The organism is Ignavibacteriales bacterium, assembly GCA_026390575.1.
Lineage (GTDB): Bacteria > Bacteroidota > Ignavibacteria > UBA10030 > UBA10030 > Fen-1298.
Genome location: JAPLFR010000002.1, coordinates 35,474 through 55,916 on the forward strand (window position 1 = coordinate 35,474; position 20,443 = coordinate 55,916).

A 20,443-nucleotide genomic window follows, 5' to 3' on the forward strand; every position below is an offset into this window, starting at 1 on the left:
CTGCTTCAAACTGCAAGGCAGAGTCAAGAGGTCATGAATGGTTGATAACTACAAAGAAGGAAGGTGTTAAGAATTTGCTAATTAAATAATTTTTTACTCGGATGATTCTGATTCGTCATCCGCTCTTGCTCCACCAGCTTTATACCACTTAATATTCTCGTCCAGACCTTCCTTTATGGAATACCGGGGAATAAAACCAAAGTCACGGATTTTATCTGCCTGATGAAATGTTGGGACAGTAAATTTTTTCATTCGTGCTGCAGTGAGAGGAAAATCTATGCCTGTCAACTTTCCAACTATATCAAAAATATAACCGCCCGCCTCTGCCAAGAGCAAAGGGACATACAGTCTCTGCGGCTTACGCCCTGCTTGGGAAGCTATGAGAGCAACCAACTCCCTGGTTTGCATGTGAGGTTCATCTGCATAATTGAAAATATGAAGTCCAGCCTCGCATCTATCCTTGAGATAGATCGTAGCATCCACCAAGTTTCTAACATAGGCGATCGATTTGACATTTTCTCCGCTGCCAACCATTAAAAACCGCCCATCGCAAACTTGACGAATCAAACGGAAAATATTTGCTTTGCTGTGCGGACCAAAGACAACTGTGGGCCGAATAATAATTGCAGTTCGCGAACTATTTTCCTTAGCCCAGGCAGTTACACATCTTTCGGCGGCTAGTTTTGATGCACCATAATGATTATTTGGCACAGGTGGAGTCTCTTCCGTTGTATTTGACTGCGCACCATACACGGCAACAGAGCTGTAAAATATGAGCTTTTTAATATTTGCATTCGATGCTTCTTCTAAAATAGCTCTCGTTCCCTGTTCATTCACTCTAAAATAATCTGATTCAGCAACACCAAAATCTTTATGCTCGGCTGCAAGGTGAATCATGGTATCTACATCTTTCATCGCTTGACGGACAATACTTCTCTCGAGAATATTTCCATCGACCTGAACAAATCCAAACAAAATATCTTTTCGAGGCCGGATATCAATACCGCGAACCGTTTCTCCTTTTTCAAGAAGAACACCTGTAAGGTATTTACCGATAAAACCTGCATTGCCAGTGATGAGTATCATTTAACACTCTTACCATGAGTTAATTCCATGATTAATGCATCATACTTTATTGCGATAGCTTCTTTGGAATAATTCTTCTCAACATATTCTCTGCCCTTCTTACCTTCATGGGTAAGAGTCTCCCTGTGTTTGTAGGCTTCTAAGATTGCATTCGCAAATCCCTCCTGATCATCGATAGGCACTGCCCTGCCGCAACCTGATTGCTCAATGATCCACCGCAATTCTGAATCTTCATCAACTAACGCTATCGCCGGTTTTGCACAAGCCATGATAGAATAGATTTTAGAAGGTACGCCATCCTTGCTGCCGGCAAGGTTCATCGGAATTATACTTACATCGCAGCAAGAATTAATTAGCGGCATGAGTTCTTTCGATTGATAACCAAGCAGTGTAACATTATTCATCTTTTTATCTTCAATCTGTTGTTTGAGCCAATCACGTTTAGAACCATCACCAATTATAACAAATCTTATGGGATGTTCTCTGAGATTTTCAGCTACGAACAACACTGTTTCCCAATCTTGAACTATTCCAATATTGCCGGCATAAAGGACGATGAAGTCATCGAACAAATTGTACTTTATCGAGAATTCGTTTCTCCTTTCTTTTGGACTATAAAACCTGGTGTCAACAAAATCAGGGATCATACGCAACTTACTTTCTGGAACCCCCCTCTTTTTGATCACTCGTTTAAATTGTTCTGCGATCGGGACTATGGCGGTATTTTTTCTATAGATGAACTTCTCGAGCCAATTGAGAAAAGCAATGAAGGTTTTGTTTTTCACAATACCTTGACGAATAGCAACATCCGGATATAATTCTGCCACCTTATATACTGACGGTGCGCTCCATAGTATCCCTAATAACCAGGATACGACAGCAATTGTCATAGGAGGGGAAGTTGCAATAACAATGTCTTGTTTTTCAATTTTAAATAATGCGACAAAGAGTGAAACCACATGAAATCGTATATAATCAAAGACTCTCATCCATACTCTGTTACCTTTATATGGTACTTTGACATGCCATATCGGAATATTTTCAAGTTCGCTGGAAAATAATAATCCGAACCAATGTTTCTGCATCGGCTGACGTTTTGCCATCTCTTGTAACACGTTGTTGTGAGGTGTCGTAGAAATGACCGTCACTGAATGCCCGAGCCGCTTTAGCTCGACAGCCATCTCGGTCATCAAATATGCAGTGGAATTACCATCCGGAGAGAATACCAAAGAATGAAGAAGAACTTTACTCATTAGGCCTTTCAGTACAAATGTTGAGCTTAGAAAAATTTATTTTGATTTTGTAGCAGTAACTTTAAAGGCTGCGGCCGACATGCCTGGAGGAAATTCAGCATCTCTCCGGATATCATCCCAATTATCGTTAAACCATTTGATTGTATTTTCGAGTCCCGTTTCAAAATCCATCTTAGGTTCATAGCCCAGCAAATCTTTTGCCCTCTCTATGGATGCAAGTAACCTTTTTTTTGTGTCCCACACACGCCGTTCTGCCCTTATGATTCCGGCTTTATTACCAGTCAATTCGTTTATATGTTCCGCCATTGATAAAATATTCACTTCACTCCCCGACGCAATATTCATCTCTTGCCCGATTGCTTTTTCAGTATGAGCAGCCCTCAATAATGCATCGACTATGTCCATGACATATGTAAAATCACGAGTTTCCTCACCGCTCCCCGTGAAGGGCAACGGCAATCCGGATAGTGCTCTAAAAATGAAATTTGGGATGACGTTTCTATATTGTCCTGGTACTTCTCCAGGTCCATAGGAATTAAAGAACCTTGTCTTTACAATGGGTAACCCATAATGATGATGGAAAAAATTTGCGTACAATTCACCCAGCATTTTCGTTATCTGGTACGGAGTGGTGAGATGCATAGACATAAAATCTTCTTTCAGAGGCAACGGTGCTGTTGAACCATAGATGGAACAACCAGATGAAGCATATACTAATCGTTGCACACCACACATCTGAGCATACTGATATACTAATAATGTCCCTAAGCCATTCGTCATCAAGTCGTGCTGGGGAAAGTCCACGGAATTTTGATTTGCAAAAAAAGCGGCTAAATGATACACAATATTTGGCTTCAAAACAAAAACACGTTTTAACGCTACTTCATCTGTAACCGATCCTCTCACAAACAAAACATTTGGCATGGAGGGTATATTCCATTCGTAGCCTGCCGACATATTATCAAACACGACGACCATACGGGCGCCAAGTCCCGCAATAGTACGGGTGAGGTTTGTACCAATCGCGCCGGCACCTCCCGTAATCAATACTACTTTATCTTCTAATGCTTTTTTATATTCTTCCATTGATAATCCTTTTTCAAATTTATTATTATTATCGACATATAATTTATTTGCTATAGACTTTTTTCATCCAGGCTACGTATCTGCACACTCCTTCGTGAATATCAATTTTAGGATCATGTTTTAGATCGCGCCGTGACTTTGAATAGTCAACTATTTTTACCCGCGTCGTAAAACCTTCTTCTCCCTTGTATTCCGCAAGCGAAGGACTTGCTCCGGTCTCTTTGATAATGATTGCTGCCAGTTCCTCAATGCTGATCACCCAATCTTCTCTGCTCCCGATATTATAGACTTCACCAGGGATAAAATTATCCACAATATTAGCAAAAGTCCTGCACGTGTCTTCGACATAATCAAAAATCCTTTTATGTCCCTTATATACTGTGAATTTTTTATTCATTAAACAGTGATACACAATAATAGGTATTACACCCCTATAACGGCTGTAATATTCATGAGGGCCGTAACATCCGACTGGCCGCACCCGCACCACATCAACACCGAACATTGCTGCATGGTTTAAACATTGTAATTCCCCCGTCCACTTCGATATTGCGTAGTCGTTCATTTGCTTTATTGGTACACGTTCCATAACATCTTCGGACATTAATTCATCGTAGTCACCATAGACCTCGGCGCTGGAAAAGAAAATCATTTTAAAACGATGCTGCTCCTGAAGACGCAACATATTTTTTGTGCCGATAACATTTGTGCGCCAGAGGTTTTCGTAATGATCTTCACCGTTCCAGCGGCCATATTCTGCGGCAAGATGGTACACGTAATCAAACTTATGCGATCGAAAAACACTATCGACCTGCTGATAGACACCGGTATCCGCCTTCAAATGTTGAGGATCTTCCCCCTGTAAAATGTCACACGTCCACACGTCATGACCTCTTGCACGTAATTCATTTGTCAAATTCGTACCAATAAATCCTCTTCCGCCTGTGAGAAGTATTTTTGCCATTACTGTTCTCCAAAATTATTTTGATCAATATACATAACTTTCTTTGTATTCTTTCAACCTGCGATAAGACTCGGCCTTGTAATAATTTAACCCATGAATTTATTCATCGCATCACCTTGGCAAGCGATTTTATATGCATTGAGTAATCGAGGTATGATACTGTCTTTTCGATATGTTTTAGCCTTCTCTAAACCACGTAATTTATAATCAAGCAATACATCATCATTTGCAAATTGCAGCATGGCTTTTACCATATCCTCGATATTTTCTCCATCGAAACATATCACAGTTGAATTCCCCGCAAATTCTTTTGTCGTAGGTATGTCAGAGGCAACCACGGGGCAACCGCATGCGAGTGCTTCCATGATAGGAATTCCACCTCCTTCGTATAACGAAGGAAATACAAGAGCTGAAGCAGCGGAATAAAGCGTTGGCATCTCACTATCATCTAATTTGGGCAACCACATCACATTATTTTCAATTCCGGCGGCATGCAATTTTTCTGCAATAACTTTATCAGCTCCATTTTTCATTCCACATAAAACTAACGGCCAAGTTGTTTTCTGTCTCGTCCGGAGTATAGCATAGGCTTGAAAAAGCCTTTCATGATTCTTATGTGGATAATAGTGAGCTACATAAAGCCAGTAATGATCCGGAAGTCTGTATTTTTCACGAAAATTCTTAGCGATCCCAGATTCAACAGGCTTGAACATGTCATCGATGATAGGCGGTATAACAATCATTTTCCCTGAATCAATCTCAAACCTATTGTGAATATCACTTTTTGTCGTCTCTGACATCGGTGCAATTACATTCGACATCCGCAGACTATAAGGTACCATGACATACTTGTATATACGATTGAATAATGAATGGCTCATTGAGCTGCGAAATGCGAGCAAATCGTATACCGTAATAATGGACGGTACTGAACAATAAAATGAACGCGTATTTGCAAACCAATGCAACACATCGACAGTGTCATTTCTCGTTCTCAATTGAAGGAACAAATTTTCATAGAGAATCCTCGTCATTCTATTCGTACCATCAATTCCAATAGATATTATTTTTGTATTTTCTTGTTCTGTAATCAGGCGTTTACTAAATGGTGTACAATAAGCTATGTAGGTATTTTTCTTATCATAAGATTGCAACGATTGCACGAGACTCTTTATATAGTTCCAACCGCCACCAATACTCGGATGTGCATGAAGGAGATTTAAACCTATTCGCATGTTCTACCACTTATCGTTAAAAAAAGGAGAGAGTAGGATACAAGCGTTTTCCTGATTGTTATATTCATATTGGTTGTTTGACTCTTTCTCGATTGATGGTCGATTTAATTAATTCCCAATCAGCAAGAGTTACGCCCTTCAATCCAATAATGATGATTCCAAAAATTATTGAGCTGAACACCATTCGAAGCGCTGGGTGAAGCTCTCCAAGGGGGAGAAATAAGATCATAGAAATAATTGCCGCAACTATTGGTTTCCAAGTATTTTTTATAAGAGTAACTGATTTTAAGAATGGAAATGAAAGTATGAGGTACACAAAATAACACAATTCCGAAAGTACCATAGCTAAAGATGCTCCTACAATACCATACTTCAGAGTTAGAATCGGTGTAAAAATAGTGTACATAACTGCGAGGAATATCGTCCCTATCATATACCGCCGTTGTTTATCCGAAGCAATTAGAGCTATTTCAAGAATGGATCGAATGCTCGCGAGTACAAACGCCCATATAATGACGGCGAATACCATACCAGAGGATTCGTATTTAGCAGTAAATAATAGTGTCATAAGCGGTAAAGCACACAATGTTCCCACGAGGCCAATCGGAACTGCGATTAATGCCGAGAGTCTGAAGAACTTTTCTACAAATCTTGTATAGTGGATAAGTGATTCCCGAAAATACGTAGAAAGGCTTGGCAATAAAATTCTGTGCATACTTGTAAGAATATATGCCCACATGAATAATACAATGCGGTGCGCTGCGGTAAAGTAGCCAAGTTTTTCCATCGATAGAAAATACCCAACCATGAGCGGTGCTGCGGATAGACAATACTGCGAAAGCAACGAGGATATTCCTATCGGTGCTGATTTATGCAATGCATCCATGGCACTACGAATGCTTAACGAAGACCAGGCAAAACCAAATCGGTTTATAACGATTGATAGAATCATCACACTTGGAAGAGTGATGCTGATAACGTAAAAGTACGCTGCAAGTGTGGCATCTTCACTTCTTGAAATCAAAAATACTACTGCGAGGAAGAATAAAATGCCTTTCAGAATCCTTGCAATACTGATCAGTCCGACCTCCTGACGCGCTTCAAATACCCATTCCAGGAGAAAGGCCATTGGAAAAACACAGAGCGAAGTGATAACCACGAGAGATGTTGTGCCTGATGGGAGCAGGTTGAGGATAGATAAAAGTACTGCAAAACCAAACAGGAATATCGCCAAAACAAATCTCACTGACACGACATTTGCAATCCAAGAGCTGACGATCTTAGGATCCCGTGCTGTCTCACGTAATCCGATGACTTCCAGTCCAAATTCTCCTATTCGCAATAAATACAACATGCATACCTGCGCAAAATTCCATACTCCAAATCCAGATGGCCCTAAAACTCGGGCAAGTTGAACAAATCCAAGAAAAAAGAAAGATTGACCTAACACATTGCCGGCAAAAAGCATTATATAGTTTTTTAACAATTTTCTAGCGGGTACCACTCACGCCTCACTTCGATGCATTAATGCTCAGAGTTTATTCCAAAAAATCGCGGTATTCCATGCTCTATTTATCAGTTACCCCGGTGCAGATCAATCAATAAAGCTGATCATTGGATCCTAAATTCCTTCCATCACTGTGTTTTCCTATGACAGGAATTCATACAGCCATGGATCAAGAAATCTCGATAAAATGCCTATCCCTTACTTCACTGTCGATCTCATCTATTGATCATAGTGAAGCAATGGAAACTCTTGGATCTACTTTCTGCGGAATGATAGTCCAGCGTAAAAATAAATATATCACTAACAAGTTGTATTCAAACCAGAGAAATGAAATCGGAAAATTAAAGTAGGTAATGAACATAACAAATATCATTAATCCGTACGCCGTCACGTTTTTTATGGATGGCTTGCTCCGCATACGATAGTATATCAAACCAGAACTAAATCCAAGTATAAATGGAATCGAAGCTAATCCAATAACTCCAAAATCGCTGTAGAACCACCAAAAAGCTGTATAGGTATTATAGCTACTCGTAAGGTATGGCATCCGCGAAAGATTAAAATAATCAATGATCCAATATTTAAGGCCTGAGATAGCAGTAATAAAGTCGAAAGTGAAATATCCATATGTATGATATTCTAAGAGGTTTACAGATCTGGCAAAATTCTCTAGATTCATAACTACATACATATAAGGCTCAGTAAGGAAGGCATAATCTTTTGAAAAATTCATTTTTGATACCCGATACATATAAATCATAAGAAGATTGCCAAGTCTCAACGACATAATCCAATAGAAGAAGGCAGTCACAACTGTAAAAAGGATAATGACAGTTTTCGGTCTTATATAATGACTAGCGTAATAAAGAAGTACAAAACATATAACCCCCGCCATAATAATTTGATATCTCTGTAAAAGAAGGACATAGGAACCCACAGTAATCAAAGATAAAACAACGAGAATATTTTTCTTTGCTTTATTCCCTTTCACCATGAGTATGTATATAATAGTAAAGAAGATGATGAACGATGCCGAAAAAAGGAAAAGCGTCAATCCAGATATGTTAAAATCAACCCTTGATATTTTGCTTCCAACAACAAAGATGGGAAGCCACCCTTTAACAGATAAACTTACAATGTAGGAGAAGCTGTAGACGGCAACGCTTAAACAAATCAACCAAAAAAGTCGTGACTCATTTATTTTTTCTTCACTTAAGAGATTACGCATTGTATTTAATGGAATTAATTCTTTTTGAAGATTAAGAACATACGCTATAAATGTACCAATGAGAAATGCAATAATAGCAGTGAGGAGCAATATCCAACTTTCGAGTGTCCAACTATGTTGAAATGCACTAAACTTAAGTTCAGTAAGCGCAATGCTAAAGCTCCACACGAACCCAAATATTCTAGCTGGTGAGAAGGGATCCGCATGACGCCTGATAGCTAAGAAGATGATCCCTAAACAAATCCCAAAACAAATCCAAGAGATCCAGCTCATGAGAAGCGCTCTACCATTACCTTCAACATTATTTCTTTATGATGTTTTTCCATTTTAGGCCAAACCAATCAGATCTCAGGTAATGTAATATTGTATTAAACCTCACCGGATCACTAGCTCTCAGTCGCTCGAACCCTTCAATTGAAAAAATAATCAACATTGATAAAAGTGCCGATACAACTAAAGCGATAAGAGCATATAACGACACTTTTGGTTTTGCTTTTCGTTCAGCCGGTATTGCGCTATCAAGAATAATGACAGAAGGGGTCTGCCGCTGCTCTTCAACTTTTGCTTGTTCGTATAATGGTGTTAAGAATTGAAGGATTTTATACTGAATTTCGACATCACGAAACCATCGAATATATTCACCGCCGAGGTCAGGTATTTTATTAAAAGGAACAAAAACTTTCATTTCATTTTGCGGAATATTTGTTCCCCTATTCATCTGTGTGAGCTTATTGTGCAATTCATCTATTTCAATTTGCGTTGCAATAACAGAAGGATTATCTGCTGATTGGGTCCTGCGAAGGACATTTGCCTGGACTTCTTTTAAAGCGAGCTGTCCTGTGATTTCTGCAGCTGCCTTTATTGACGCTTCCATTTGTTCAGGTAACGCTATGACACCATATTTCTTTTGGAATGATTTCAAAGAATCCTCTGCTTTTGCAAGGTCACTAAGATTCTTCTTGTATCGTTCTTCAATAAACTGACGGTTACCGCGCGCGTTTTGTCCCTGCAATCCCGTATTAGTTTTATTCAACATCTCAACAAAATAGTTTGTCATATCGGCGGCACGCTGAGGATCCTTATCGTACACCGTGATGGTAATATTACCTTCATCCTCGATTTTAAAATCAACATTCGTGAGTAATTCTTTTATGGTATTCTCAATGGGATAGTCAGTGATATCGTATACGTGCACCAAATCGAATTTTTGAATCACGGCGTTGAGTACCGTACCGCTTTTTAATATTGCTAAATATCGATCCGCTTCCGAATTGCCAGATATTGATGACAATGCTTTTGAAGGCGAAAACGATTTTGCGAGTGATGCGATTCCCTCTAATCCTCCCAATAAATCGGCTTTTTCAGCCGGGAATACCGAAGCAGTCGATTTATACCATTTTGGTAAAAGCAAAACAATAATAGCGGTAAGAACAGTACATAATAAGATAAAACGAGAAATAAACTTTCTATACTTTGTGATAATAGAAAGAAAATCCAACAAGCTGCTTGCAGGTGTTTGAGCATTTGTCTTTGCGTCTGCTATTTCTTCCGTCTTTTTATTTGTCATATTTTTTCCAAGCATTTAATCATTTACTCATGAACGGCTGACAACGTGTACGATTTTGTACGTCAGTGCTGAATTTATTTCTTTAATTGTATTGCCAGTAGTGCTATGCTCACCGCTGCTGTGATAACTGCGGCGGTTTGGCTAAAAATACTCATATAGTACGCAAAGGTGCGTTCAATCTTTTTCGGTACCCAGACATAGTCCCCCTCTTCTATTTTTGTTTCATCAGGAGCAAGCCATTGATGCGTTGACCGTTTTATGATCATTACATCACCAGTGCGCGCCTTATCGGTGAAGCCACCTGCTCTTTGTATATAATATTCATAATTTTTCCCTGCAACAAATGGAACGTTTCCGGGATTCGTGACCTGACCAAACACGTAGATGGTTTTTCTTACAGAAGGGATCGATATGTAGTCCCCATTCCTTAGATACACATCCTCCGAAAGGTCTTTATCGATAAACAATTTTCTAAAATCCACGTTGACGACTTCGCGCTTCGTATGCAACTCGCTTTCCATCAGATAATAGGAACTGTCTTCCGGCGCTATGCTTCCCCTTAAACTAAGAAGTTTTTCAAGCTCCACTTCTTCACGCGAGACCGTACCGCGATAGACTTGAGCAGATGCAAGCGACGCATACTCCGTAAAACCTCCGCACCATTCGATCACTGTTGAAAGTTTCGTACTGTCCTTGGATAAGGGATATGTCCCGGGATAATTGACTTCTCCCTCGACAATCACCCTGTAATCTTCGCGCACATCCGGCTGTTCTTGAACCACAATTCGGTCGCCCGCAACAAGAACCGGTGTATTCAACGAGTCATGTATCAGAGTGTGAAAATCATACACCGTCATGACCTGTGTGCCTTTCTTGACATCGTATCGGAATAAAAGAATGCTATCAGCCTTTGCCCGTGCAGTGAGACCGTAGGCTAACTCAATAGCATCGATCAAATGCTCGCCTTTGACCAGTTCGAAACTTCCCTGTGCATTGACGCCGCCATAAACGCCGAAGATATTCTTCTTCGAATCGATACGAGGGACAAATACTTCGTCTCCTTCCCTGAGCAACTGATTATACTGCGCATCTCGTGTTGCAAAGTATTTCGGGATGTCGATATGAACAATCTCACCCGACCGTCTCGTAAGACGTATATTACGCTTCGATTGAAAGCGTTCTTCAAGGGATGAGAGATCGTCTCTGATATACATGTGCGCCTGACGAAGCTTATTCTCTTCAGTTATTTTATTCGCTTCAGCCACAGCCTTATCAACACGATCCGTAGCATAGAGAATATATTTTCCGGGAAAGCGAACAGCGCCTGTCACAGTTACGCTAAACTGCCGTGGCGTCAATAATGTTACTGTTGGATTCCCTGTGATATATTTTTTTTTGATTTCTTCGATGATTCTCTTCTTTGCATCCTTCAAGGATAAATCGACAATCGGAACTTCTCCCACTGTCGGAACAATCAATGTTCCTTCCGGCGTTACTGTAAGAGAAAAATTCAAGGGTGGACTGACCCATATATTTACAGAAAGAACATCGGATGGTCCGATAAAATATTTTTCCGGATCTACAGGCCCTTCCATAGGAGGCACATTACTGACAGGCGCTTGAATCATGCTCTTCAGATCAGATTTTGATTCTTGCAACTCCTTCTTTGTGTCTGTCGTCCATTGTGCGTTGGATGTCAGCATAAATACACACCACATACACAAAGAGAGGATGGTCGTTTTGAGATTCCAGAATTTCATCGATTGATTTTGTTTTATCATATTTCACCGCAAATTTTTCTTGTTCGCTCCTCACGGAACTTCTTCGTAATTTATTTTATAAATACTCTGTTCCCATGGAGCCCAATTTTGGGCGAAGTTACTTCGTCCCTACGTTTTTCTCCTCAACTACTCATATACTCATCGGCTCGTCTTCTTCTGTCCCACTATTTCTCTGCCGCCATACAACATTTGATAATAGTTCTGGTATTCACCGCTGATTATCCGTTCCCACCATGGTTTATTGTCGACGAACCATTTTATTGTTTCTGCGATACCGCGCTCGAACGTGTATTCAGGTTTCCATCCAAACTCATTTTGAATTTTACTGGAATCAATCGCGTACCGGCGATCATGCCCAAGACGATCCTCAACATACGTTATGAGAGATTCTGGTTTTCCAAGATTCTGCAGAATCAATTTTACAATTTCAATATTCGGTTTCTCATTGTTCCCGCCAATATTATACACTTCACCAACGCGCCCTCGATGCAGTACCGTGTCGATTGCCGAACAATGGTCTCGTACATGCAGCCAATCACGTACATTCATTCCATCCCCATAGACCGGCAACGGCCTATCGCTGAGTGCGTTTGCAATCATCAATGGAATCAGTTTCTCTGGAAATTGATAAGGCCCGTAATTGTTTGAACAGCGCGTCACGACGATGGGTATGCCAAATGTATGATGGTATGCTAACGCCAGCATATCCGCGGATGCTTTACTTGCCGAGTATGGACTATTCGGATGTAACGATGTTCCTTCGGTGAATAAACCAGTTGTTCCGAGTGATCCATACACTTCATCCGTAGAAACTTGTAGAAATCGTTTCATCTTCAATTCCTTGGCAACTTCCAACAGAACATGTGTGCCCGCTATATTTGTGTGCACAAATTCCGAAGCACCAAGAATACTTCGATCTACATGCGATTCAGCAGCAAAGTTGACAATAACGTCAATTTCGTACCGCACCACACACATTTGTACTCTGGTCTTGTCGCAAATATCACCTTTTTCAAACGCGTAACGCGGATCCTTATCGATACCAGTCAAGTTTTCAAGGTTGCCTGCATAAGTGAGCTTATCAAGATTGATAACACGGTACTCGGGATATTTTTGCAGGATGAACCGAATAAAATTGCTTCCGATGAATCCTGCGCCGCCTGTAACGAGTACATTCATTGATTAATCCATTTGAAAAGGTGAATGAGGATCGCTTTCATGTCGAATTTCATCCACAGGTCCTTTGCGTTCCTTACCTGCGTAGAGTCTGTTCGGGAGATTGATTACCCACCCTGGTTTTGGTCCAATATTTCTATAGGCATGGACCACACCGGCTGGAACTATCACAGCTTGTGGCTTCTGCTCACCGGCATCAAATACCATCTTTTGTCCAAATGAAGGTGAATCTTTTCGCGCATCCCATAAATAGATTCGAAATGTTGATGGTCCGATAAAGCAAAAAAAATCTGCCTGGTCTTCGTGTTCGTGCGGTCCACGTGCAACACCTGGTTCTGTCTGCGAGATATAAGACATTGCAGGAAGAAATTCTTGAGCAATGATATCGCTTCGGAATAATTCCATCAGCCAGCCACGATTATCTTGATATTTCGACAAATCGCGGATGATTACATCGTGAATTTTACCGGTTTTGTAATTCATCATATTCTCTCCAATAATGAAATCTACAAAAGAATGCCCGTATTTCAAAACCCGGCATCTGAGTACGCTTTGTCTAATAGAGGAAAAATATAACTCGCCCCTTTAGAGATGAATCTAAAGGTTCAATGTAATATCAGAAGTACTACGAACGCAGTAACAATGGAAGGATTCGATAACCTTTTAATAATTTTTGTTGATGAGAAACTACAGAATTAATTTTCAAATGTCAACGCTTTACTACATTCGCTCGGGAGCGGAAATTCCGAGAATTTTACATCCGTTTGCGATTACTGTCTTTGTGGCAAGGCAGAGCGCAAGCCGTGCTTTTGCAATATCCAACTCTGGTATGACAATACGGTGCTCATGATAAAATCGATGAAATGCGGTTGCGACATCCTGCAAATACGTCGTCAGCCGATGCGGTTCAAAATTCATCGCGCAGGATTCAACAGTCTCAGGAAAATCAAGGAGCAGTTTAGACAGTGCAATTTCTGCAGGTCCCTTGAGCAAGCTATACTCGATGCCTGTAAGGGCATTTGTTGCGTTCAACGTTCCTTGTTCCTCCGCAAATCGAAGAATGCTGGCGATTCGGGCATGAGCATATTGCAAGTAATAAACCGGATTTTTCTCCGATTGCTCTTTGGCAAGATTCAAATCAAACTCCAAGTGGCTGGATGTAGAACGCATCAAAAAGAAGAAACGTACTGCGTCTGATCCGACTTCATCTATTAATTCATCAAGCGTTACAAAGTTCGCAAGCCGCTTGGACATTTTAACTTGTTCGCCATCGCGCATAAGCGTTACGAATTGGTGAATGACTACCTTTACCTTTTCAGGATCGTAGCCAAGCGCTTTCACTCCGGCAAGAACATCAGGAATTGTAGCAATATGGTCTGCACCAAAGACATCCACAATAAGTTCGAAGCCGCGCCGAAACTTTTCCCGATGGTATGCAATATCCGGTAAGCGGTACGTTGGCTCGCCGGTGGACTTGACAATAACGCGATCCTGGTCAAGTCCCAATGCACTCGTCTTCAACCAGACAGCCCCGTCTTGATCGTACGCAAGCCCTTTATTGCGAAATTCTTCAATTACTTCCTGAATCATTCCGCTTTTGTAGAGCGAATCCTCATTGAAGAAAATATCATGCACAACACCCATTCTTGCGAGCACTTTCTTAATTGCTGTAAACAATTCCTGTTCTGCAAATTCTTTACATAGTGCCAATGCTTCTTCTAATGACATCGTTACGATGGAATCGCTGCGATCTTTCTTTAAATCATCTGCAATTTCACAGATATAGTCGCCTTGATAACCATCTTCTGGGAATAGGAACGAAGAATCGAACAACTGCCGGTACCGCGCATACGTTGATTCTGCAAGCATGCGCATCTGGCGGCCTGCGTTGTTGTAATAATATTCTCGCGTAACATCATGTCCCGTCCACACAAGCAGATTTGCAATCGTGTCGCCAACCGCTGCTTGGCGGCCATGACCAACGCTTAAAGGTCCGGTTGGATTCGCGCTCACATACTCCACCTGTGTCTTCTTCCCGTTGCCTATATTCTTTTTCCCAAACGTTTCTGCATGTTTGAGGATAGCGCCAATCTGTGCAGTGAAGAATTCTTCCGTGAAACGAAAATTAATAAACCCCGGTCCAGCAATTTCAATGTTCGAGACAGAGTTCGGCTCTACTTCGAGCTTGTTAATAATTTCCTGCGCCACTGCGCGCGGATTTTTCTTTACCGCCTTCGCCAGCAGCATTGCGATATTCGTTGTGATATCGCCGTGTGCTTCATCTTTCGGCTTTTCGAACGTCAACGTTGCAACACCGTCGTACGAAAGTGAAGCAAGCGCTACGCCAAATTTTTCCGTCAGATACCTCTTCATTCTGTTTCCATGTGTTGCTTCTTGATCGGTTTTCGGAGAGTCGCGCGGCGTTTATGTGCTACCGGCTTTGGAGCCTCTAATGGATCTTGCACTTCTGTTCTCTTCGCATCGCCCCAGAGACGATCAAGGTTGTAAAACGATCTTTCTTCTTTATGAAAAACGTGCACCACTACGTCAACATAATCCAAGACAATCCAGCGCAATGCATGATAACCCTCTTGGTGCCATACGCGCTCGCCAAGAGTTTCCATTCCATCCTGCACTGAATCGGCGATCGCTTTCACTTGTGTATCTGAGTCTGCCGAACAAATCACGAAAAAGTCTGTTGCGCTTGTGAGCTTTTTCAAGTCTAAAATCACAATATCGATTGCTTTCTTTGAAATCATCAAGTCGGCAATTCGTTTTGCTAATGTACGTGCAGTCAATGTATTTTCCTTTCAGTGGATGACTGAAACGCTTTAAGTCTGGAATAATCTTTTCCTATCACGACAGTGATATCAAGATAACGTGTGCGGTCGATTTTCTGGAATATTTTATCCTGGGAAACTCCAAGCATTGTTGCGAGCTTCCTTGCAGCATCCAAGTTGCCAGAACGATCAAGAATAATAGTGCGTTCTTCAACTTCGTTATTATTTCTCTTCATCTCGACAACATCATATCCTTGTGTACGGAGGACATTCGTCAAGTGCTGCGCTGCTCTCATACTTCCTGCGCCATCCAACACTTCTACTTCGAGTGCCCGGTTGTTCACAACCGGGATGTATCCACCTTCCTCACTTCCAGTATTACTTCTTCTGTTTGCTAGTACATAGATCGCAAGAAAGAATGCGACGCTCAGAACGATAAGCGTACCCTTCATTATCTTCCCGCGCAATGCAGTCAGTCGTTGGTTTTTGTGAACACGTTCACTTGATGCTGAAGATTCAACGTCTGGGTGGATAGTAGTGTTGGAATGCTCGGCTTGCTTCATTCCTGCCTGACAAAAAAAGAACCGAGAAAGCTGACAGCAAGCCATTCAGCCTGACCCGGTTCACTTCGAGACACTCGTTTTAACTTGCGGTTCAGTGACTCTCCTCCTCATCGATTCGATCGTACATCGGCATAAAACCAAATCTATCGTAGTTATTGAGCCAATACATTGCGGGTAATTGCCGGTATTGAATTTGGAGCAGCATGTTTTTACTTGGCCGATAATTTAATTCTGCTCTCGATAAATAAATCCCTGAAATATCTTTTGCGAAACTGCCGCCAAGACTATTGAACGGCGAGTGCACTAAACTCACATCAAACTGAACGGAAAGCGGATTCGAAATCTGATACGCAATGTTGCTCGTCAGTTCGCCAAGTGAATAACCTTTGCCGCCGGAGGTTGTGTAGCTGAGTGAATAACTATTGTGAATAGTGAATCGGCTTGGATCAATCCATCCGAAAAGCAATCCATCATCCGAACGAAGCAATGATTCTCCAGCCGAAGATCTCGCTTCCGGTTGAGATCTGAATTGGCCTATAGCTATCGCACTAAAGACCAAAACTACTGCTGTTGTTTTCAAGAGGATTTTCATTGCACACCTTCTTTTCTGAAATAATTGTACTCAAAACTGGAGTGATTGTCAAGGTTACAACTCTCCTCTAAGAAAGACGAAATCGATTACTAGGTTGTTCCGCATCAGAAGATAAAATGTTCATTGATGAATAAAACAACACTGCCGTATCATACTGTGTTTATGAAGAAAAATCAAGAAGGATCCTCAGCATGCAGAGCAACATCGCGGCAATGGAGTTTTTTTGTTTTAAGACCACCTTTCAGTATATTTTTTTATGAAATTATTTTACGCAAGTGCTCAAGAATGAAAAAGCAATTAGAACCATGGCGCAGGAATCTGTACATCATCTGGACTTCACAATTCCTGGCGATGATGGGGATGAACCTCGTAGTCCCCTTCCTTCCATTCTATATCCGAGAACTCGGCGTCACCGATCCTGAAGTAATTGCAAGTTGGAGCGGACTTGTTTATGCAGGGCCATTCTTTCTTTCCTTCTTTTTCACACCATTATGGGGAATGATGGGCGATAAGTACGGCCGCAAGTCCATGACTGTCCGTGCAATTTTTGGATTAGCAATTTCTCAAGCGCTTATTGGTTTCTCTCCAAACGTTGAGATGCTTTTTTTCTTTCGGATGGTTCAAGGAGCATTGAGCGGTTTCGTAGCTTCAGCGCTTGCACTTGTATCCGAAACGACTCCGCGAGAAAAGTCAGGTTACGCAATTGGCATTTTGCAAACAGCTTCTGCCGGCGGCACTGTCATTGGACCGCTCGTTGGGGGCACACTTGCAGATATGTTTGGTTATCGCCCGCTCTTTTTTATTGTTGCCGCGATATGCGCTCTTTCAGGTATTGTTGTTGTAAAATATGTGCGGGAGACACATGAGCAGCGCGTCGAATCGGTTTCATTTCATATGCTGATTGACAACTATCGCTATGCGCTTCGCTCAAGACCTATTCGGATCGCGCTCGGCATTATTCTACTTTCGCAGGCCGCTATTCTTATGATACAGCCAATATTTTCTTTGTACGTCGATTCGTTAGAGATAAACAAGGAATATCTTGCAACAATTTCTGGAGCAATATTTTCTACGACAGGTCTAGCAATGGTCATCTCGGCACCATGGTGGGGAAAACGAAACGATGCGAAAAGTTATAAGAAAAACCTCTCCATTGCCATCATCGGTTCCGCGGCGGCATTCGCCGCACAGGGATTGGTGACGCAAGCGTATCAACTCATTTTTCTTCGAGCACTCCAGGGACTTTTTATGGGAGGATTACTTCCAACTCTCTATTCGTACGTGACAAAGAATTCATCTAACGAACGCCGCGGCGGTATTATCGGTATTGCGTCCAGCTTCAGCGTTCTCGCAGCAATGATTGGGCCGCCCTTAGGCGGATTGATCGCTGCAGAAGTGGGATTAAGGGAAAACTTTTTTATCACCGGCGGCATTTTATTTTCTGCCGTCATTCTCGTCCGATTATTCTTTGTTGATATGCACGGCAATGATGGATTGCCATCAACTGACGCTGCCAATGTTGCCGAAGTGGAAATGTTAGAAGAGGCAAGTTGAAATGTCAAAGAACAATACTTCATAGATCAAAGAAAATATTCTTCTCGTTGACTTCTCCGCGCTATTCTTCCAATGTCATAATATCCTTCGGTTCTTGACCCAATGCCCTCGCTTTGAGTACCCGGCGCATAATTTTCCCGCTTCGGGTTTTTGGTAAAGAATCAACAAACTCGATATGTTCTGGTTTTGCAATTGGTCCCATCTCATGTGAAACGTGGTGGCGGAGTTCTTCGATAAGTTTATCACTTTTTTCAATTCCGGTTTTCAAAATAACGTACGTATAAATCGCATTTCCTTTCACTTCGTGCGGCAAACCGATTGCAGCTGCTTCAGCGACTGCTGGATGGCTTCCAAGCGCACTCTCAATCTCAGCTGTGCCCAATCGATATCCAGAGACTTTGATGACATCATCCACACGGCCGATGACCCAGTAATATCCATCTTCATCGCGTTTTGCCGAGTCTCCTGTCAGATACACACCGGGGAATTTGCTCCAGTATTGATTGACATACCGATCCGGATCTTTATAAATCGTACGCATCATTGCCGGCCAAGGGGTCTTAATCACAAGGAATCCTTCTTCATTTGGGCCAACCGGTTTTCCCTCCTCGTTGTAAATGTCCATCTTTAATCCAGGAAATGGACGCGTACCAGATCCTGGTTTTAGCGGTACAACAGGCGTTGGAGTGATCATAAACATCCCTGTCTCTGTCTGCCACCATGTATCCATTATCGGACATTTCCCTTTGCCGATGACGCGGTGGTACCATTTCCATGCTTCAGGATTAATTGGCTCACCGACAGAACCAAGCAATCTGAGAGATGAAAGATCATGGCGGTTTGGCCATGCTTCACCGAAACGCATCAGACCTCGAATGGCTGTCGGAGCCGTGTAGAGAATATTGATGCCATAGCGCTCAATCATCTGCCACCAACGATTTGGAAATGGATACGCCGGTGCTCCTTCATACATAAATGACGTAGCGCCATTTAAGAGCGGTCCATAGACTATATAACTGTGTCCAGTGATCCAGCCCGGATCAGCCGCGCACCAGTATCGATCTTCTTCTTTAATATCGAAAACGTACTTGAGCGTCGCGTAGGTGCCGACCATATATCCGCCATGTGTGTGAAGAATGGCTTTCGGTTTGCCGGTTGTACCAGAAGTATAGAGAAGAAAAAGGGGATCTTCGGCATCTACTTTTTCAATGTTGCACTGACTATTTGCGATCGGAAGAGCCATCAACTCATGAAACCACATATCGCGTCCCGATTCCATATTGACCGGCTCGCCTGTCCGCTTTACAACCAAAACACTTTCAACACTTGCCGCACGTTGCAATGCTTCGTCCGCGATTGCTTTCAGCGGAACTATCTTGCCTCGCTGGTACGATCCATCTGCGACAATCAATATTTTGGAGTGGCTATCTTCCAAACGTTCATGCAATGCCTCAACAGTAAATCCTCCGTAGACAACTGAATGAACCGCTCCAATCCGCGCACACGCCAGCATACCAATGACAAGCTCAGGAATTCTTCCCATATATAATGTCACGCGGTCGCCTTTTTGCACTCCGAGACTTTTCAGAACGTTCGCAAACTTGCATGTCTCACGGCGCAGAGCAAAGTAGGAGAATGAACGGAACTCGCCTTTTTCCCCTTCCCACATGAGGGCAAGCTTATTACGGTGGGCTGTTTTTGTATGCCGGTCCAGACAGTTGTACGCAATATTCGTTTTGCCTCCAACAAACCATTGATAGAATGGCTTCTTGGAATCGTCCAGGACTTTCGTCCATGGTTCAAACCAGTGCAGTTCACTTGCTTCCTTCGCCCAGAATCCTTCCAGGTTAATCTCCGCTTGTGCACTGATAGCTTCCCAGTCACGGGCACGTGCATTGATAATTGTATCATTTGATGGATAAAATATTTCGCCTGTCAGCTTTTGGTCTGCCATTGCATAGCCCCTTCCGAATTAGTTTATATGTATAAAAGTCGATGCTGAGTGATTGCAGTTCTCCAATATTTTTAGAACAATTACTATGGCTGCTTAATTCCTGAAAACCTTTTTAAT

At 41.9% G+C, this 20,443-nt stretch carries 17 protein-coding genes; 1 reads left to right on the top strand and 16 read right to left on the bottom strand.

The window, feature by feature from the left end; all coding sequences use genetic code 11:
* Positions 1-93: 93 nt before the first annotated feature.
* From NTX44_02240 to NTX44_02310, 15 genes are all read right to left on the bottom strand, one after another.
* The gene (locus NTX44_02240; GenBank protein MCX6120424.1) at positions 94-1,086 is read right to left on the bottom strand and encodes an NAD-dependent epimerase/dehydratase family protein; all 993 of its coding nucleotides are present in this window, start codon (positions 1,084-1,086) and stop codon (positions 94-96) included.
* A complete protein-coding gene (locus tag NTX44_02245; protein ID MCX6120425.1) occupies positions 1,083-2,339 on the bottom strand; it encodes a glycosyltransferase family 4 protein in 1,257 nt (418 codons plus the stop codon). Before NTX44_02245 ends, NTX44_02240 begins: the two co-directional genes overlap by 4 nt.
* A gap of 36 nt (positions 2,340-2,375) precedes the next feature.
* Complete coding sequence (locus tag NTX44_02250) at positions 2,376-3,425, bottom strand: NAD-dependent epimerase/dehydratase family protein (protein MCX6120426.1); 1,050 nt, start codon at positions 3,423-3,425, stop codon at positions 2,376-2,378.
* A gap of 43 nt (positions 3,426-3,468) precedes the next feature.
* Positions 3,469-4,389: an NAD(P)-dependent oxidoreductase gene (locus tag NTX44_02255; GenBank protein MCX6120427.1), complete on the bottom strand. Its 921-nt coding sequence runs from the start codon at positions 4,387-4,389 to the stop codon at positions 3,469-3,471.
* A gap of 86 nt (positions 4,390-4,475) precedes the next feature.
* A complete protein-coding gene (locus NTX44_02260) occupies positions 4,476-5,189 on the bottom strand; it encodes a glycosyltransferase family 1 protein (protein MCX6120428.1) in 714 nt (237 codons plus the stop codon).
* A gap of 499 nt (positions 5,190-5,688) precedes the next feature.
* Positions 5,689-7,128: a flippase gene (locus NTX44_02265; GenBank protein MCX6120429.1), complete on the bottom strand. Its 1,440-nt coding sequence runs from the start codon at positions 7,126-7,128 to the stop codon at positions 5,689-5,691.
* 229 nt (positions 7,129-7,357) lie between these two features.
* Positions 7,358-8,632: an O-antigen ligase gene (locus NTX44_02270; GenBank protein MCX6120430.1), complete on the bottom strand. Its 1,275-nt coding sequence runs from the start codon at positions 8,630-8,632 to the stop codon at positions 7,358-7,360.
* Between the two features lie 28 nt (positions 8,633-8,660).
* On the bottom strand, positions 8,661-9,926 hold the full coding sequence (locus tag NTX44_02275; GenBank protein ID MCX6120431.1) for a Wzz/FepE/Etk N-terminal domain-containing protein: 1,266 nt from the start codon (positions 9,924-9,926) through the stop codon (positions 8,661-8,663).
* A 74-nt stretch (positions 9,927-10,000) separates the two neighbouring features.
* Positions 10,001-11,707 carry an SLBB domain-containing protein gene (locus NTX44_02280; protein MCX6120432.1) on the bottom strand — a complete coding sequence of 569 codons (1,707 nt, stop codon included), beginning with the start codon at positions 11,705-11,707 and terminating at the stop codon, positions 10,001-10,003.
* A 138-nt stretch (positions 11,708-11,845) separates the two neighbouring features.
* On the bottom strand, positions 11,846-12,886 hold the full coding sequence (gene rfbB / locus NTX44_02285; GenBank protein MCX6120433.1) for a dTDP-glucose 4,6-dehydratase: 1,041 nt from the start codon (positions 12,884-12,886) through the stop codon (positions 11,846-11,848).
* Positions 12,887-12,889: 3 nt separating this feature from the next.
* Complete coding sequence (locus NTX44_02290) at positions 12,890-13,369, bottom strand: dTDP-4-dehydrorhamnose 3,5-epimerase family protein (protein ID MCX6120434.1); 480 nt, start codon at positions 13,367-13,369, stop codon at positions 12,890-12,892.
* A gap of 234 nt (positions 13,370-13,603) precedes the next feature.
* Positions 13,604-15,256 (bottom strand): arginine--tRNA ligase, encoded by a 1,653-nt coding sequence (argS, locus tag NTX44_02295; protein ID MCX6120435.1) that lies wholly within the window; start codon positions 15,254-15,256, stop codon positions 13,604-13,606.
* Complete coding sequence (rsfS, locus tag NTX44_02300; GenBank protein MCX6120436.1) at positions 15,253-15,681, bottom strand: ribosome silencing factor; 429 nt, start codon at positions 15,679-15,681, stop codon at positions 15,253-15,255. The genes argS and rsfS overlap by 4 nt, the downstream gene beginning before the upstream one ends.
* Positions 15,678-16,226: a LytR C-terminal domain-containing protein gene (locus NTX44_02305; protein ID MCX6120437.1), complete on the bottom strand. Its 549-nt coding sequence runs from the start codon at positions 16,224-16,226 to the stop codon at positions 15,678-15,680. The genes rsfS and NTX44_02305 overlap by 4 nt, the downstream gene beginning before the upstream one ends.
* Before the next feature lie 91 nt (positions 16,227-16,317).
* Entirely contained in the window at positions 16,318-16,818 is a 501-nt protein-coding gene (locus NTX44_02310; protein ID MCX6120438.1) for a hypothetical protein, read from the bottom strand.
* Positions 16,819-17,103: 285 nt separating this feature from the next.
* On the opposite strand from NTX44_02310, the gene NTX44_02315 reads away from it, so the two are divergent.
* Positions 17,104-18,372: an MFS transporter gene (locus tag NTX44_02315; protein ID MCX6120439.1), complete on the top strand. Its 1,269-nt coding sequence runs from the start codon at positions 17,104-17,106 to the stop codon at positions 18,370-18,372.
* A gap of 61 nt (positions 18,373-18,433) precedes the next feature.
* Here NTX44_02315 and acs read toward each other — a convergent pair whose 3' ends face one another.
* Complete coding sequence (acs, locus tag NTX44_02320; protein ID MCX6120440.1) at positions 18,434-20,326, bottom strand: acetate--CoA ligase; 1,893 nt, start codon at positions 20,324-20,326, stop codon at positions 18,434-18,436.
* Positions 20,327-20,443: the final 117 nt, after the last annotated feature.

What these genes read in the sequence shown, in the direction of transcription:
- rfbB (MCX6120433.1), bottom strand. Translation starts at nt 12,886, where the DNA reads ATGAATGTACTCGTTACAGGCGGCGCAGGATTCATCGGAAGCAATTTT.
- acs (MCX6120440.1), bottom strand. Translation starts at nt 20,326, where the DNA reads ATGGCAGACCAAAAGCTGACAGGCGAAATATTTTATCCATCAAATGAT.
- NTX44_02250 (MCX6120426.1), bottom strand. Translation starts at nt 3,425, where the DNA reads ATGGAAGAATATAAAAAAGCATTAGAAGATAAAGTAGTATTGATTACG.
- NTX44_02245 (MCX6120425.1), bottom strand. Translation starts at nt 2,339, where the DNA reads ATGAGTAAAGTTCTTCTTCATTCTTTGGTATTCTCTCCGGATGGTAAT.
- NTX44_02270 (MCX6120430.1), bottom strand. Translation starts at nt 8,632, where the DNA reads ATGAGCTGGATCTCTTGGATTTGTTTTGGGATTTGTTTAGGGATCATC.
- NTX44_02310 (MCX6120438.1), bottom strand. Translation starts at nt 16,818, where the DNA reads ATGAAAATCCTCTTGAAAACAACAGCAGTAGTTTTGGTCTTTAGTGCG.
- NTX44_02280 (MCX6120432.1), bottom strand. Translation starts at nt 11,707, where the DNA reads ATGATAAAACAAAATCAATCGATGAAATTCTGGAATCTCAAAACGACC.
- NTX44_02260 (MCX6120428.1), bottom strand. Translation starts at nt 5,189, where the DNA reads ATGTCAGAGACGACAAAAAGTGATATTCACAATAGGTTTGAGATTGAT.
- NTX44_02305 (MCX6120437.1), bottom strand. Translation starts at nt 16,226, where the DNA reads ATGAAGCAAGCCGAGCATTCCAACACTACTATCCACCCAGACGTTGAA.
- NTX44_02290 (MCX6120434.1), bottom strand. Translation starts at nt 13,369, where the DNA reads ATGATGAATTACAAAACCGGTAAAATTCACGATGTAATCATCCGCGAT.
- NTX44_02240 (MCX6120424.1), bottom strand. Translation starts at nt 1,086, where the DNA reads ATGATACTCATCACTGGCAATGCAGGTTTTATCGGTAAATACCTTACA.
- NTX44_02315 (MCX6120439.1), top strand. Translation starts at nt 17,104, where the DNA reads ATGAAAAAGCAATTAGAACCATGGCGCAGGAATCTGTACATCATCTGG.
- NTX44_02255 (MCX6120427.1), bottom strand. Translation starts at nt 4,389, where the DNA reads ATGGCAAAAATACTTCTCACAGGCGGAAGAGGATTTATTGGTACGAAT.
- argS (MCX6120435.1), bottom strand. Translation starts at nt 15,256, where the DNA reads ATGAAGAGGTATCTGACGGAAAAATTTGGCGTAGCGCTTGCTTCACTT.
- NTX44_02275 (MCX6120431.1), bottom strand. Translation starts at nt 9,926, where the DNA reads ATGACAAATAAAAAGACGGAAGAAATAGCAGACGCAAAGACAAATGCT.